At 74.6% G+C, this 14,814-nt stretch carries 12 protein-coding genes; all 12 read left to right on the forward strand.

Features of this window, described 5'->3' with window-relative positions; genetic code table 11:
* Window positions 1-116: 116 nt before the first annotated feature.
* The 12 genes from SJ20_RS07485 to murC all read left to right on the forward strand — a co-directional run bounded on the left by SJ20_RS07485 (window position 117) and on the right by murC (window position 14,779).
* Window positions 117-503 carry a DUF3040 domain-containing protein gene (locus tag SJ20_RS07485; protein ID WP_044659495.1) on the forward strand — a complete coding sequence of 129 codons (387 nt, stop codon included), beginning with the start codon at window positions 117-119 and terminating at the stop codon, window positions 501-503.
* A gap of 322 nt (window positions 504-825) precedes the next feature.
* Window positions 826-1,257 carry a division/cell wall cluster transcriptional repressor MraZ gene (mraZ, locus tag SJ20_RS07490; protein ID WP_044659496.1) on the forward strand — a complete coding sequence of 144 codons (432 nt, stop codon included), beginning with the start codon at window positions 826-828 and terminating at the stop codon, window positions 1,255-1,257.
* A 142-nt stretch (window positions 1,258-1,399) separates the two neighbouring features.
* Window positions 1,400-2,395: a 16S rRNA (cytosine(1402)-N(4))-methyltransferase RsmH gene (gene rsmH, locus SJ20_RS07495; protein WP_044659497.1), complete on the forward strand. Its 996-nt coding sequence runs from the start codon at window positions 1,400-1,402 to the stop codon at window positions 2,393-2,395.
* Window positions 2,396-2,415: 20 nt separating this feature from the next.
* A complete protein-coding gene (locus SJ20_RS07500; protein ID WP_225348539.1) occupies window positions 2,416-2,985 on the forward strand; it encodes a hypothetical protein in 570 nt (189 codons plus the stop codon).
* A 68-nt stretch (window positions 2,986-3,053) separates the two neighbouring features.
* Window positions 3,054-4,808 (forward strand): penicillin-binding protein 2, encoded by a 1,755-nt coding sequence (locus SJ20_RS07505; RefSeq protein WP_235281275.1) that lies wholly within the window; start codon window positions 3,054-3,056, stop codon window positions 4,806-4,808.
* 38 nt (window positions 4,809-4,846) lie between these two features.
* On the forward strand, window positions 4,847-6,604 hold the full coding sequence (locus tag SJ20_RS07510) for a Mur ligase family protein (protein WP_044659500.1): 1,758 nt from the start codon (window positions 4,847-4,849) through the stop codon (window positions 6,602-6,604).
* Entirely contained in the window at window positions 6,601-8,115 is a 1,515-nt protein-coding gene (gene murF, locus SJ20_RS07515) for a UDP-N-acetylmuramoyl-tripeptide--D-alanyl-D-alanine ligase (protein ID WP_044659501.1), read from the forward strand. The genes SJ20_RS07510 and murF overlap by 4 nt, the downstream gene beginning before the upstream one ends.
* The gene (gene mraY, locus SJ20_RS07520) at window positions 8,112-9,239 is read left to right on the forward strand and encodes a phospho-N-acetylmuramoyl-pentapeptide-transferase (protein ID WP_044659502.1); all 1,128 of its coding nucleotides are present in this window, start codon (window positions 8,112-8,114) and stop codon (window positions 9,237-9,239) included. The genes murF and mraY overlap by 4 nt, the downstream gene beginning before the upstream one ends.
* Complete coding sequence (murD, locus tag SJ20_RS07525) at window positions 9,236-10,831, forward strand: UDP-N-acetylmuramoyl-L-alanine--D-glutamate ligase (protein ID WP_044659503.1); 1,596 nt, start codon at window positions 9,236-9,238, stop codon at window positions 10,829-10,831. The genes mraY and murD overlap by 4 nt, the downstream gene beginning before the upstream one ends.
* Before the next feature lie 44 nt (window positions 10,832-10,875).
* Window positions 10,876-12,168, forward strand: a complete 1,293-nt coding sequence (gene ftsW / locus SJ20_RS07530; protein WP_044659504.1) for a putative lipid II flippase FtsW — start codon at window positions 10,876-10,878, stop codon at window positions 12,166-12,168.
* Window positions 12,165-13,295 (forward strand): undecaprenyldiphospho-muramoylpentapeptide beta-N-acetylglucosaminyltransferase, encoded by a 1,131-nt coding sequence (gene murG, locus SJ20_RS07535; RefSeq protein WP_041102719.1) that lies wholly within the window; start codon window positions 12,165-12,167, stop codon window positions 13,293-13,295. Before ftsW ends, murG begins: the two co-directional genes overlap by 4 nt.
* Entirely contained in the window at window positions 13,292-14,779 is a 1,488-nt protein-coding gene (gene murC, locus SJ20_RS07540) for a UDP-N-acetylmuramate--L-alanine ligase (protein ID WP_044659505.1), read from the forward strand. Before murG ends, murC begins: the two co-directional genes overlap by 4 nt.
* The last annotated feature ends 35 nt before the right edge of the window (window positions 14,780-14,814 follow it).

Below are 14,814 nucleotides of genomic sequence, written 5' to 3' on the forward strand. Positions count from 1 at the left end.
CATGACCCACAACAGCTAGGGTGGGGCGGCAGGTCCTATCCTGGAGGGCAAGTCGGACGCGCGGGCGTCCCCTCCCGGTCCCGGAGGTGTCGGAGGCCGCGTTCGAAGGAGTCGCCATGCCCCTCTCAGAGCATGAGCAGCGGATGCTGGACCAGCTGGAGCAGCAGCTGCGCACCGAGGACCCCCGGCTGGCCACCCAGATGGCGGACACGGGGCGGCACCGGCTGCCCGTGGGTCGCGTCGTGGCCGGGGCCGTCCTCGCCGTGGTCGGGCTGCTCGTCGTGGTCCTCGGGGTCGCCAACCACGCGATCCTCCTGGGCGTGCTCGGCGTCGCCGTCATCGGGGCCGGCATCTTCCTGCTGACCACGCGGCCCCGCGCTGTCGCCTCCGGGGCCTCGGGCCCGGAGGCCCGCCGGTCGGGCGCACAGCGGCGGCAGGGGAGCGGCGACTTCATGGGCCGCCTCGAGCGGCGCTGGGACGAGCGGCGCGCCGGAGGCGACTGAGCGCCTGGCCCGCCGGGCCCCCACTATCCTCCACTCCAGGCCCCGATCCGCTCCGGATCGGGGCCTTTCCGCTGCCCGAGGCTCCGTCGTCGCCGCGGCCCTCCACCGGGGCCCACCGGTCCTCCACTTCCCTCCACGACGACACCGGTCCCGGGATCCGCGGGATGGCGCGCCGGACCCGGGGGCCTCGACACGCCCGTGGCGCCGTGACCCGCGTTCCGGGGTTGAGGGTGGAGGGAAGTGGGGTAATGTGGAGGAAAGGAGAGAGCATGGGTCCCGACCTTGGTCGGGAGGGACCGCTCGACGAGCCAGGGGGTGTGCCGTGTTCTTGGGCACGTACACTCCCCGGCTCGACGAGAAGTCCCGGCTGATCCTCCCCGCCAAGTTCCGCGAGGAGCTGGCGGAGGGGCTGGTCCTGACCCGGGGTCAGGAGCGCTGCGTCTACGTGTTCAGCGCTCGTGAGTTCGAGCGGGTCCACGAGCAGATGAGGTCGGCTCCACTGTCCTCCCGCCAGGCCCGTGACTACATCCGCGTCTTCCTCTCGGGGGCGTCGGACGAGGTCCCGGACAAGCAGGGTCGGGTGACCGTGCCGGCGCCGCTGCGGCAGTACGCGGGGCTGGACCGGGACGTGACCGTGATCGGCGCGGGGACGCGGGTGGAGATCTGGGACTCGGAGTCCTGGAACACCTACCTCGCCGAGCAGGAAGCCGCCTTCTCCGAGACCGACGAGGACGTCCTGCCCGGCGTCTTCTGACCGTGACCACCCGACCTCGAGCGCGACCTCCAGCCGACGCCGCCGCACCTGACCCGTCTTCCCCTGGGCCAGGCGCGGCGGCGGACGGATGGGGATCCCGCCTGAGGTCCGCCAGGACCGCGATGTGAGCAGGAGGTCGAGAGTGGACGCAGGCCAGCCGCGCCCCGAGGACCGCCACCTGCCCGTGATGCGGGACCGCGTCGTCGACCTCCTCGCCCCCGCCGTCCAGGCCGCGCTCGAGGCCGGCCGCACGCCCGTCACCGTCGACGGCACGCTGGGCATGGGCGGGCACACCGAGGCCCTGCTGGCGCGGTTCCCCCAGCTGCGCGTCATCGGCATCGACCGCGACGCCCACGCCCAGGCCATGGCCGCCGAGCGCCTCGGCCCCCTCGCCGACCGTCTGATCCCCTTCCACGGCACCTACGACCGGGTGCCCGAGGCCATGGCCGCCGCGGGCGTCACGAAGGTCGACGCCGCGCTCTACGACCTCGGCGTGTCCTCCTACCAGCTGGACGACCGGGAGCGTGGCTTCGCCTACTCCTACGACGCTCCGCTGGACATGCGCATGGACGACACCGCCGAGCGCTCCGCCGCGACGCTCGTGGCGGAGCTGGACGAGCAGGAGCTGCGCCGGATCATCCGTCGCGACGGTGAGGAGCGCTTCGCCGGCCCCATCGCACGGGCCATCGTCCGGGCCCGCGCCGAGGCCCCCATCGAGACCACCGGCCGCCTCGTCGAGGTGATCCGCTCGGCCGTCCCCGTCGCCGCGGGGGCCACCGGCGGGCACCCGGCCAAGCGCACCTTCCAGGCCCTGCGCATCGCCGTGAACGAGGAGCTCGACATCCTCGACGCCGCCGTGCCCGCCATCCTCGACGCCCTCCACGTGGGCGGCCGCCTCGTGGTGATGAGCTACCACTCCCTCGAGGACCGGATCACGAAGCGGCACCTGAGCGCGTGGGCCACGTCCACGGCGCCCCCGGGGTTCCCGGTGGTGCTGGAGGAGCACGAACCCGTGGTGCGGGTGCTCACCCGCGGCACCGAGAAGCCCACCGAAGAAGAAATCTCAGAGAACCGTCGCGCCTCCTCCGCGAAAGTGCGTGCGGTTGAGAAGATCAGGACGTCCAGGACCACGGCATGACGCTGCACGAGGAGATGAGCATGGCCGCACACGCACGGATCGCAGAGTCGCTGCGCCCCGGGTCGACCCCCGTCGCCCCCGCGCGGCCGGCTCCGCAGGAGCGCACGCCGCTCTCGGTGGTGCCCGCCCCGCTGCCCCGATCCCGCTCCGGCGTGACCGTGCTGTGCGTCCTCGTGGTGCTCGCCGCGCTCGCGGCGGTGCTCGTCATGAACATCACGATGTCCAACCGGCAGTACGCCCTCCTGGACCTGCGCCAGGAGCAGCAGGCCGTCACCGAGACCAATGAGCGGCTGGCCGAGCAGGTGGGCCACCTCGAGGCGCCGCAGAACCTGGCCGCGCGCGCCGACGCCCTCGGGATGGTCGCCCCCGCCGGCACCGCCTCCGTGGACGCGGGCACGGGCCAGTTCGGCGGCGAGGCCCAGGCGGCCCAGGACGGCGACATCTCCGCCACCTACGTCGCGCCGCCGGCGGACGCGGACGCGGTCCGCCAGGGGGCGTCCGACGACGGCCAGGACGAGATCGAGGGACCGCGCACCCTCGGCGGCGAGGACGCCTCCGCCGCCCCCGACCAGGACGCCGCCGACCGTTGATCGACCGTCCCGCCTCGCACCTTCCCCGCGGCGGATCGACGGTCGGGCCCGCTCCCGGGCACCCCGCCGTGCGCACCCGCATCCTTCTCCTGCTCGTCTTCGTCCTGCTCGGCGGGCTCGCACTGCGGCTCGTCTACGTGCAGGGCATCGACCCCACGGGGCAGGCCGCGGCGGCCATGGACCAGCGCCTGACCCACCAGGAGACCCTGCCGCAGCGCGGGTCCATCCTGGACCGCGACGGCGACGTGCTGGCCGCCAGCGTGCGCCGATACGACATCGTCGTGGACCAGCGCCTCGTCAAGGACTTCAACGAATGGGACCGCGAGGCCCGGGAGACCGTGCTGGTGGACGTGGACTCCCGCCTGGCCAGCCTGGCCGAGGTGCTCGGCATGTCGGAGGAGGAGGTGCGCGAGGCCACCATCGGCTCCCGCCCGTACGCCGTGGTGCGTCGCTCCGTGACCCCGGAGGTGCGGGACAAGGCCATGGCGCTCAACGTGCCGGGCCTGCTCTCCGAGGCGGTGGACCGCCGCACCTACCCGAACGGGTCGGTCGCCGGCAGCATCATCGGCTTCATGGGTGGCGACGGCACCGCCCTCGAGGGCCTCGAGCTCAGCCAGGACGACGTCATGACCGGCACCCCGGGCACCCGCACGTTCGAGGTGGGCGCAGACGGCATCCGCATCCCCAACGCCCCGCTCGAGGAGGTTCCGGCCGTGGACGGCGCCGACCTGCGCCTGACCGTGGACAAGGACGCCCAGTGGTTCGCGCAGGAGACCCTCGGCGCCCTCGCCGCCGAGTACGAGGCGGAGTGGGCGAACGCCGTCGTGATGGACGTGAAGACGGGCGACGTGATCGTCATGGCGGACTCCACCACGGTGGACCCCGCCGACCCCGACGCCACCGAGGGGAACTTCCGCACCTCCACCGTGATGAGCACCCCGTACGAGCCGGGCTCCACGGGCAAGGCGCTGCCGATCGCGGCCGCCGTCGACGCCGGGAAGGTCACCGCCACGGACGGCTTCACCGTCCCCGGCAGCCAGGACTTCGACGGGCAGACCATCCGGGACTTCTCCCCGCACCCGACGTTCGACATGACCGCGGCAGGCATCTACGCGCGCTCCTACAACACGGGCACGGTGCAGATCGCCGAGAAGATCACGGACGAGCAGCGCTACGAGTACATGCGCTCCTTCGGGGTCGGCCAGCCCATCGACCTCGGCCTGCCGCAGCAGGCGGGCAGCGTCCTCGTCCCGCCCGAGCAGTGGGACGGCCGCCAGCGCCTGACCACGGCCTTCGGCCAGGGCTACACCCAGACCACCCTGCACACCGCCCAGATGTACCAGGCCCTCGCCAACGGCGGCGTGCTGATCCCGGCCCGGCTGATCGACGCCACGGTGGACGGCGACGCCGCGGAGAAGCGCTGGGAGTCGTCCGCGGAGCCCCACCGCGTGGTCTCCGAGGAGACGGCGGCGCAGATGCTCCGCATGATGGAGACCGTCGTGACGCAGGGCACCAGCAAGGCCGCCGCGATCCCCGGGTATCGCGTGGGCGGCAAGTCCTCCACCGCCGAGGCCGCGAGCGACACCGGCACGTACGACGGCTACAACCTCGGCTTCACCGCCGTCGCCCCGCTCGACGACCCCCGCTTCGTGGTGTCCGTGTCCCTGCATCGGCCGCCGTCGAAGCAGGGCTCCCGGGACGTGTCCGTCGCGGCCGCCACGATCATGGAGTACATGCTCCGCCAGGCGGACGTGCCCGCCACCGGAGCCGAGCCGAACGACTACCGCGTCTTCGTGGACGATCCACAGGACCGGCCGTGGTGACCCACGCCGCCGGCCCCGAGCACCCCAGGAGCACCCCCATGACCACCCCGAGCGACCCCCCTGCGCCGCTGACCCCGGCCCAGCAGGACGCCGCCTTCCGGCCCTCCCACACCCCCGCCACGCCCTGGCCCGCCCTCGCACAGGCGCTGGCCGGGGCGGGGATCGCGGCCCACGTCCACGGCGCGGCCCCGGCCGACGGCGTCACGGGGGTCAGCCTCGACTCGCGTGTCGTGCGCCCGGGCGACCTCTACGTCGCCGTCCCGGGGGCGCGCGCCCACGGCGCGGCGTTCGCGGCCACGGCGCTGGAGGCCGGCGCCGTCGGCGTCCTGACGGACGCGGCGGGCCGCGCGCTCCTGGCGGAGCAGGGCCTGGCCGACGTCCCGGTGCTCGAGGTCGACGCCGTGCGCACCGCCGCCGGCACCGTGGCGGCCCGCGTCTACGGCGGCGGGGGCGACGCCGGCCCGCGCCTGCTCGGCGTGACCGGCACCAACGGCAAGACCACCACGAGCTTCCTCGCCGCCGCCCTGCTCGAGGCCCTGGGGCGCCGGTCGGGCATCGTGGGCACGATCCTGATCCGCGCGGGGGAGCGGGAGGTCCCCTCCACGCTCACCACGCCCGAGGCCACCCAGCTGCACGCCCTCATGGCGCTCATGCGCGAGGAGGAGGTGGACACCGCCGTCATGGAGGTCTCCTCCCACGCCGTGGCGTACCAGCGGATCGCCGGCCTGCGCTACGCGGTGGCCGGGTTCACCAACCTGACCCAGGACCACCTGGACATGCACGGCTCGATGCAGGAGTACTTCGCGGCCAAGGCCGGTCTGTTCGACCCCGCCCGCACCGACCACGCCGTCATCACGCTCGACGGCGGCGAGGGGCCCCGCTGGGGCGTCGCCATGGCCCGGGCCGCCGGCGCTCCCGTCACCACGCTCGCCCTCGGGCCGGCCGCGCCGACGCCGGGCGCCCTGGCCGAGCACGACCCCGGTTTCCGGGCGGACTGGGAGGTCGCCGAGCTCGCGCCGGACGGCCTCGGCCACCGCTTCACGCTGCGCCACGCGGCCACGGGCCGGGAGCTGCGGGCCTCCGTCGGTCTGCCGGGCCGCTTCAACGTGGCCAACGCGGCACTCGCGGTCCTGCTCGTGCTGCACGCCGTGGGGGAGGAGCACCTGGACGCGCTCGCCGCCGTCCTGGACGTGCCCGCGGGCGAGGGCCCTCTGGCCGCCGCCGTCCCGGGACGGATGGAGGTCGTGGGCCGCGAGCCGGACGCCGTCGTCGACTTCGCGCACAACCCGGACGGCATGGTCCAGGCGCTGCGCTCCCTCGCCGACGCCCGGGCGGCGGCCGGGACGCGCGGCCGCACCCTGATCGTGTTCGGCTCCGCCGGTGACCGTGACCGTGACAAGCGGCCCGTGATGGGCGCGATCGCGGCCCGGGCGGCGGATGTGGTGATCGTCACCGACGACACCCCCCACTCGGAGGACCCGGCCCCGATCCGTGCCCACATCCTCGCCGGCGCCCGCGCCGAGGCCGACCGCATCGCGCGGGAGGAGGGCCGCACGGTCGTGATCGAGGAGGTGGCCGACCGTGCCGCGGCCATCCGCCGCGCCGTGGAGCTGGCGGGGCCGCAGGACGGCATCCTCCTGGCCGGCCGCGGGCACGAGACCACGATGGACTACGACGGCGAGCTCGTCCCGCTGGACGATCGGGTGGCCCTCCGCGAGGCCCTGGCAGCCCGTGTCGCGGCGGCCTCCGCCTCGGGCTCCGGCCCCGCCCGCGAGGGTAAGGTCATCGAGTCATGATCGCTCTCACCGCAGCCCAGATCGCCGAGACCGTGTCCGGCACGCTCTCGGCCACCCTCGACCCCGCCACCGTGCTGGTGCACGTCACCCCCGACTCGCGGGAGGTCACCGCCGAGGGCACGCTCTACGTGGCGAAGCCGGGGGAGCGCGCCGACGGCCACGACTTCATCGACGCCGCGCTGGGCGCCGGCGCCGCCGCTGTGCTCGCCGAGCGCGCCACGCACGCCCCCGACGGCGCCGCGCACCCGGCGATCCTCGTGGAGGACGCCGTGCTCGCGATGGGCGCGCTCGCCCGGGAGGTCGTGCGCCGCGTCCGGGAGCACTCCCCGACCACCGTCATCGGCATCACCGGCTCGGCCGGCAAGACCACCACGAAGGACCTGCTCGCCGCCCTGCTGGCCACCCAGGGCCCCACCGTCGCACCGGTCGGCTCGTACAACGGCGAGGTCGGCGTGCCGCTCACGGTGTTCCGGGCGGAGCTGGACACGCGCTTCCTCGTGGTCGAGATGGGCGCGGACCACGTCGGCAACATCGCGTACCTCTGCGACCTCGTGCGCCCGGACATCGGCGTCGTGCTCATGGTGGGCACCGCCCACGCGGGCAGCTTCGGCGGCGTGGCGAACATCGCACGCACCAAGGGCGAGCTCGTGGAGGCCCTCGGCCCCGACGGCATCGCCGTCCTCAACCTCGACGACGAGCGTGTCGCCGGCATGGCGGCGCGGACCGCCGCCCCGATCACCTGGTTCACCGCGGACGAGCGGGGCGTCGCCCGCGCGGCCGAGGACGTGGCCGCCGGCCGTGCGTCGGGCCTCGTCGCCGCACGGGACGTGCACGCCGACGACCAGGAGCGCCCCGTGTTCGACCTGCAGGTCGGGACGGAGGAGGCCGCCCTGCGGCACCCGGTCGCCTCCGGACTGACCGGCCTGCACCACGTGCACAACGTGCTGGCCGCCGCCGCGGCCGCCCACGCCGCCGGCATGGACCCGGCCGAGATCGCCCGTGGTCTCGACGGGCTCGGGCCCGCCAGCCGCTTCCGGATGGAGCGCACCGACCGCGCGGACGGCGTCACGGTCATCAATGACGCGTACAACGCCAACCCCGAGTCCATGCGCGCCGCGCTCCGGACGCTGGCCACCCTCGGCCGCTCCAGCGGCCGCCGCACCTGGGCCGTCCTGGGGGAGATGCTCGAGCTCGGCGATGCCCGCGTCCGTGAGCACACCCTCGTGGGCGAGTCCGTGGTGCGCCTGAACATCGCCCAGCTGCTGGTGGTGGGCGCCGGAGCCCGGCCGCTCTACATCGGCGCCCTCAACGAGGGCAGCTGGGGCGAAGAGGCGCACTTCGTCGACGACGCCGCGCAGGCCGAGGCGTTCCTCACCGAGCACCTGCGCCCCGGCGACCTCGTCCTCGTCAAGTCCTCCAACGGCGTCGGGCTCGCGGCCCTCGGCGAGCGCCTCGCCACGGCCGACGCCGTCGCCGCCCCCTCCGCCTCCCCGAAGGAGTCCCGACCGTGATCGGACTGCTCATCGGCGGCGTGCTCGGCCTGGTCCTCTCGGCCGCCGGCACCCCGCTGTTCATCCGGTTCCTCGTCAAGCGCGGGTACGGCCAGTTCGTCCGCGACGACGGCCCGACCACCCACAAGACCAAGCGCGGCACGCCCACGATGGGCGGCGCGGTCATCATCGGGTCCCTCGTGCTGGCGTACCTGATCACCCACGGGCTGCTCGCCCTGCTCGGCGTCGACTTCGGCGGGCCCACGGCCTCCGGCCTCATCCTGCTGCTGCTCACCGTGGGCATGGCCTTCGTCGGGTTCGTGGACGACTTCACGAAGATCACGAAGCAGCGCTCGCTCGGCCTGACGCCGCGCGGCAAGATCATCCTCCAGGCCCTGATCGGCACCGCCTTCGCCGTCCTCGCCCTGAACTTCCCGGACGAGCGGGGCCTGACCCCCGCCTCGACGGCGATCTCCTTCGCCCGGGACATCCCGTGGCTCGACCTGGCCTTCGCCGGACCTGCGATCGGCGTCATCCTGTTCGTGATCTGGTCGAACCTCATCACCACCGCCACCACGAACGCCGTGAACCTCACGGACGGCCTCGACGGGCTCGCCACGGGCGCCACCGCCATGATCACGGGCGCCTACGTCCTGATGTCGCTCTTCCAGGCGAGCCAGTCCTGTGCGCTCGAGGGCACCCGCGGCTGCTACGAGGTCCGCGACCCCATGGACCTCGCCCTGCTCGCGGCGATCCTCACGGGCAGCCTGCTGGGGTTCCTCTGGTGGAACACCTCCCCGGCCAAGATCTTCATGGGGGACACCGGCTCCCTGGGCCTGGGCGGCGCCCTGGCCGGCTTCGCGATCTTCACGCGCACCGAGATCCTGGTGGCCGTGCTGGCCGGCCTCATGGTCGCGATCACCCTCTCCGTCATCATCCAGGTGGGCTGGTTCAAGGTCTCCGGCGGCAAGCGCGTGTTCCTCATGGCGCCGCTGCAGCACCACTTCGAGCTCAAGGGCTGGGCCGAGGTGACCGTCGTGGTCCGCTTCTGGCTGCTGTCCCTGATGTGCGTCACCGTGGGGCTCGCGATCTTCTACGGCGACTGGCTCATCCGCCAGGGCGGCCTCGCGGGGGTGACCCCGTGACCGGCCCCGCGTCCGACGCCGCGCCCGCACCGGTGCGCCGGCCCCGCGCCGACACCGCCCGCACCGCCGACCTCACGTCCTGGGACGCCCCGGGGTGGGCCGGCCTGCGCGTCGTCGTCACGGGCCTGGGCGTCACCGGCTTCTCCGTGGCCGACACCCTGGCCGAGCTGGGCGCCGCCGTCGTGGTGGTGGACGGCGACGGCGGCCCGGAGAACCGGGCGCGCGCCGAGACCCTGCGGATCGTGGGGGTCCGCGAGGTCCTGCTCGACCGGGCGGCCACGCAGGCGCTGCCCGAGGTCGACGGCGCCGCCGCGGACCTCGTCGTGACCTCCCCGGGCTGGCGGCCGGACCAGCCGCTGCTGATGGCCGCCCACGCGGCGGGCCTGCCGATCTGGTCCGACGTCGAACTGGCCTGGCGGCTGCGCGAGCGCGCCGGGCGGAAGACCGCCGACTGGGTGTGCCTGACGGGCACGAACGGCAAGACGACCACCGTGACGATGGTCGAGGCCATCCTGCGGGCGGACGGCCGTCGGGCGGTGGCCTGCGGCAACGTCGGCACCCCCGTGCTCGACGCGATCCGCGACCCGGAGGGTTTCGACGTGCTCGCCCTCGAGCTCTCCAGCTTCCAGCTGCACTGGACGCACGGCCTGGCCCCGGCCTCGTCCGCGGTGCTGAACCTCGCCGAGGACCACGTGGACTGGCACGGCTCGATGGACGAGTACGCCGCCGCCAAGGGCAAGGTGTATGCGAACACGCGGGTGGCCTGCGTGTTCAACGAGCAGGACCCGCTGACCCGCACCCTCGTGGAACGCGCGGACGTCCAGGAGGGCTGCCGCGCGATCGGCTTCACCACGGACACCCCGGGCCTGTCCGACATCGGCGTCGTGGACGGGATCCTCGTGGACCGTGCGTTCCTGGACAACCGGCGTCACGAGGCGATCGCCCTGGCCGAGCGCGCCGACCTGGGCCCGGTGGCGCCGCGCCACACCATGGCCAACGCGGCCGCCGCGGCGGCGCTGACCCGGGCCGTCGGGGTGAGCCCCGCGGCCGTGGCCGAGGGCCTGCGCGCCTACGACCGCGGCGAGCACCGCATCCAGCTCGTGGCCACCTCCCGCGACGTCATGTGGGTCAACGACTCCAAGGCGACGAACCCGCACGCCGCGGACGCGTCGCTGGCGGCGTTCAGCTCCGTGGTGTGGCTGGCCGGCGGCCTGCCCAAGGGCGTGACCTATCACGAGCTGGTGGCCGCGCACGCCGACCGGCTCCGCGCGGTGGTGCTCCTGGGCAGGGACACCTCGGCCCTGCGCGCGGCCCTGGCCGCGCACGCCCCCGAGGTCCCCGTCCACGCCCCCCTCACCGCGGCCGACGGCACCGGCCCCGCCGACGGTGCGGCCGTGATGGCCGAGGCGGTGCGCGTGGCCGACGGCCTGGCCCGCCCCGGCGACACCGTGCTCATGGCGCCCGCCGCGGCGTCGATGGACCAGTTCCGCTCCTACGCGGCCCGCGGCGAGGCGTTCATCGAGGCCGTCGCCGGGCTGATGCGCGAGCACGGCTGGGACGTGCACGACGACGCCGCGCCCGACGCCGACTGACCCGCCGCCCACCCGACCGTCTCGCTTCCCCCGTGAGGAGGGCCATGTCCCCGATCGAGCTCCGCCCGGTGCGCTCCGGCGCGGACGACGACGCCCCCGAGCATCGGGAACGGCTCCTGCGCCGGATGTGGCGGGTCCTCGAGGGTCGCCGCGCCCTCGACCTGTCGGTCCTGCTCATCAGCGGCTGCACCGCCCTGCTCACGGTGCTGGGCCTCGTGATGGTGCTCTCCTCGTCCTCCGTCGAGGCGATCGGCACCGGCGGCGGCTCGTACGCCCTGTTCCTGCGCCAGACCGCCTGGGCGGTGGCGGGCGTGGCGGCCCTGCTCGTGTTCTCGCGCCTGCCGGTGCGCGTCTTCAAGGCGCTCGCCTGGCCGGCGTTCGGCGTGGCCGTGATCCTGCTCGCGCTGGTCGCGTTCTCCCCGCTCGGGGTCACCGTGGGCGGCAATCGCAACTGGCTCGGCATCGGCGGGTTCCGGATGCAGCCCTCCGAGGCCGCCAAGCTCGCCCTGGCCCTGTGGGCGGCGGCGGTCCTGGAGCGCAAGCACCGCCTCGTCACCCAGGTGCGGCACGCGCTGATCCCGGTGCTGCCCGGCGGCCTGTTGCTGCTGGTCCTGGTGATGGCGGGCAGCGACCTCGGGACCGCGATCATCCTCGCGCTCGTGCTGGCCACGGTGCTGTACGTGGCCGGCACCCACTGGGGGGTCTTCCTCACCTTCCTGGCGCTGAGCGTGCTGAGCATCCTGGCCCTGACCCTCCTCGCCCCGCACCGCATGGTCCGGGTGCAGGCCTGGCTGGGGGACTGCTCCGACGCCACCGACCCCTGCTTCCAGCCGGCGCACGGGATGTACGCCCTGGCCTCGGGCGGCTGGTGGGGCGCGGGCCTCGGCCAGTCCCGCCAGAAGTGGAGCTACATCCCGGAGGCCGAGAACGACTTCATCTTCACCATCCTCGGCGAGGAGCTCGGGCTCGTGGGCACGCTGGTGGTGCTGCTGGCCTACCTCGGCCTGGCGATCGGCATCTACCGCGTCGCCGCCGGGACCACGTCCACGTTCATCCGCCTGTCCACGTGGGGGATCCTGGCCTGGCTCGTGGGCCAGGCGTCCGTCAACATCGCGATGGTCTCCGGGATCATCCCCGTGGTGGGCGTCCCGCTGCCCTTCATCTCCTATGGTGGTTCCGCGCTCACCCTGTCCTTGAGCGCGGTCGGCATCGTGCTGGCCTTCGCCCGCCACGAGCGTCGCCGTGCCGCGCAGCCGGACGCCCGCCCGCAGGCGGAGGAGCCGGACACCGACCCCCTCCCCGTGATCCCCACCCCCGTCCTCCAGGAGCCCCGATGACGCAGACCTCTCATCCCTCCGGACCCCTGCGGGTGGTGCTGGCCGGCGGCGGCACCGCCGGCCACATCTCCCCGATGCTCGCGATCGCCCGCGCCCTGGAGGATGACGGCGGCGGCCCCGTCGAGTGCACCATGGTCGGCACCGCCTCCGGCATGGAGACGCGTCTCGTCCCCGAGGCGGGCTACGAGCTCGACCTGATCGACCGGGTCCCGATGCCGCGCCGCCCGTCGATGGACGTCGTCCGCTTCCCGGCCCGCATGCGCGCCGCGGTCGCCACGGCGGCCCGGATCCTGCGGGACCGGCGCGCCGACGTCGTCGTGGGCGTGGGCGGCTACGTCGCCACCCCCGTGTACCTCGCCGCGTTCCGGGCCGGTGTGCCCGTGGTGGTCCACGAGGCCAACGCCCGCCCCGGCCTGGCCAACCGCATCGGCGCCCTGCGGGCCACGCACGTCGGCACCGCCCTGCCGGACACCCGCCTCCGCGGCGCCCGCTGGGTGGGCATGCCGATGCGCCCCGAGATCTCCGGCCTGGACCGGGCGGCCGCCGGCCGTGCCGCCCGTGAGGCCCTCGGCCTCGACCCGGACCGGACCACCGTCGTGGTGACCGGCGGCAGCTCGGGTGCGCTGGCCGTGAACCGCACTGTGCGCGCCGCGCTGGGCGACCTCCTCGACGCCGGTCTGCAGGTCTTCCACCTGACCGGTCGGGACAAGGCCCTCACCGAGGACGACGGCAGCCTGCTGGTCCGGGACGGCTACGTCCAGCGGGAGTACTTGGCGGGCATGGAGCAGGCCTACGCCGCCGCCGACCTGATCGTGGCCCGCTCGGGCGCCGGCACGGTCTGCGAGGTGTCCGCGGTCGGCCTGCCCGCCGTCTACGTCCCCCTGCCCATCGGCAACGGCGAGCAGGCGCTCAACGCCCGCCCCGTGGTGGAGGCGGAGGGCGCGCTGCTCGTCCGAGACGACGCCTTCGGGCGCGCGTGGGTGCAGCGTCAGCTGATCCCGTTGGCGACCGACCCCGAGCGTCTCGCGCGCATGGGGGAGGCGGCCGCCCGCTTCGGCGTCCGGGATGCGGACGTCACCATGGCCGGCCTCGTGCGCTCGGCCGCCCAGGAAGGAGCCCGGCGATGAGCCGCGACGAGAGCACCCGTCCCGCGGCCGAGGGCCGCTTCGCCGACCTGGGCCGCGTGCACCTGCTGGGGATCGGCGGCGTGGGCGTGTCGGGGGTCGCCCGCATCCTCCAGGAGCAGGGCGTCGCGGTGTCCGGCTCCGACGCGAAGGACCTGCCCGTGATGCGCGAGCTCGCCGCGGGCGGCGCCCGGATCACGGTCGGCTACGACGCCGCGCACCTCGGCCGGGACGTCACCACGGTGATCGCCTCCTCGATCGCCGGGCCGGGCAACCCGGAGCACGACGCCGCCGTGGCACGCGGACTGCGCGTGCTGCACCGTTCCGAGGGCCTCGCCCTGGCCATGCGCGGCCACCGGGTGCTGGCCGTCGCCGGCACGCACGGGAAGACCACCACGTCCTCCATGGCCGCCATGGCCTTCTCCGACGCCGGCTGGGACCCCACGTTCGCCGTCGGCGCCGCCGTCGCCGGGCTCGGCACCAACGCCCGGGCGGGCCGGGGCGAGTGGTTCATCGCGGAGGCCGACGAGTCCGACGGCACCCTGGTGAACTACCCGAGCACGATCGGGATCGTCACGACCGTGGAGGCCGACCACCTGGACCACTACGGGACCGAGGAGGCGGTGCACCAGGTCTTCCGGGACTTCGCGGGCGGGCTGCCGGCCGCCGCCCAGGGCGGGGTCCTCGTGGCCTGCCTCGACGACGCCGGCGCGGCGGAGCTCGCCGCGTGGGCCCGTGACAACGCGGCCGCCGACGTCGTGACCTACGGGTCGGCGCCCCGCGACGGCGTGGTGCCGGACCTGCTGGTCACCGACCTCGCGGTGGAGCCGGGCGAGACCGGAGTGGGCCAGCGCGCCACGTTCCGGATGGCGGACGGACCGGAGCGCACCCTGCACCTGCAGGTGCCCGGCCGGCACAACGCGCTGAACGCCGCCGCCGTGGTCCTGGCCGCCGTCCGGGCGGGCATGGCCTTCGAGGCCGCCGTGCGGGGCGTCGAGGCCTTCCGGGGCACGGCCCGCCGATTCGAGTTCCGTGGCGCCGCGCGCGGCGTGCGGGTCTTCGACGACTACGCGCACCATCCCACGGAGGTGGCCGCCGCGGTCTCCGCCGGCCGTGCCGTGGCCGGTGACGCCCGCGTGCACGTCCTGTTCCAGCCCCACCTGTTCTCCCGCACCCGGGACTTCGCCGCCGAGTTCGCCGCCGCCCTCTCCGGGGCGGACGTGGTGCGCGTGCTGCCCGTGTACGCGGCCCGGGAGGAGCCGATGCCCGGCGTCGACTCGTCCCTCATCGCCTCCCGCCTCACCACGGGTGCCGCCGAGGACCGCGTCGTCGCCGAGGACCGCGCCGAGGCGGTGCGCTCGCTCGCGGCGGGCGCCACGGCCGGCGACGTCGTCCTGACGATGGGCGCGGGGGACGTCACCGCCTTGGGTCCGGACCTGCTGGCCGAGCTCGGCCGGGACGCGGCGCCCGGCGTCGCCCACCCGTGAGGCGCGGCCGCGGGGCCAGGCGTCCGTCAACATCG

This window comes from Micrococcus sp. MS-ASIII-49 (assembly GCF_000946635.1).
Classification (GTDB): domain Bacteria; phylum Actinomycetota; class Actinomycetes; order Actinomycetales; family Micrococcaceae; genus Micrococcus; species Micrococcus luteus.

Excerpts from the sequence above, each read along its gene's own strand:
- murF (WP_044659501.1), top strand. The coding sequence starts at position 6,601 with ATGATCGCTCTCACCGCAGCCCAGATCGCCGAGACCGTGTCCGGCACG.
- ftsW (WP_044659504.1), top strand. The coding sequence starts at position 10,876 with ATGTCCCCGATCGAGCTCCGCCCGGTGCGCTCCGGCGCGGACGACGAC.
- SJ20_RS07485 (WP_044659495.1), top strand. The coding sequence starts at position 117 with ATGCCCCTCTCAGAGCATGAGCAGCGGATGCTGGACCAGCTGGAGCAG.
- SJ20_RS07510 (WP_044659500.1), top strand. The coding sequence starts at position 4,847 with ATGACCACCCCGAGCGACCCCCCTGCGCCGCTGACCCCGGCCCAGCAG.
- SJ20_RS07500 (WP_225348539.1), top strand. The coding sequence starts at position 2,416 with ATGGCCGCACACGCACGGATCGCAGAGTCGCTGCGCCCCGGGTCGACC.
- murC (WP_044659505.1), top strand. The coding sequence starts at position 13,292 with ATGAGCCGCGACGAGAGCACCCGTCCCGCGGCCGAGGGCCGCTTCGCC.
- murG (WP_041102719.1), top strand. The coding sequence starts at position 12,165 with ATGACGCAGACCTCTCATCCCTCCGGACCCCTGCGGGTGGTGCTGGCC.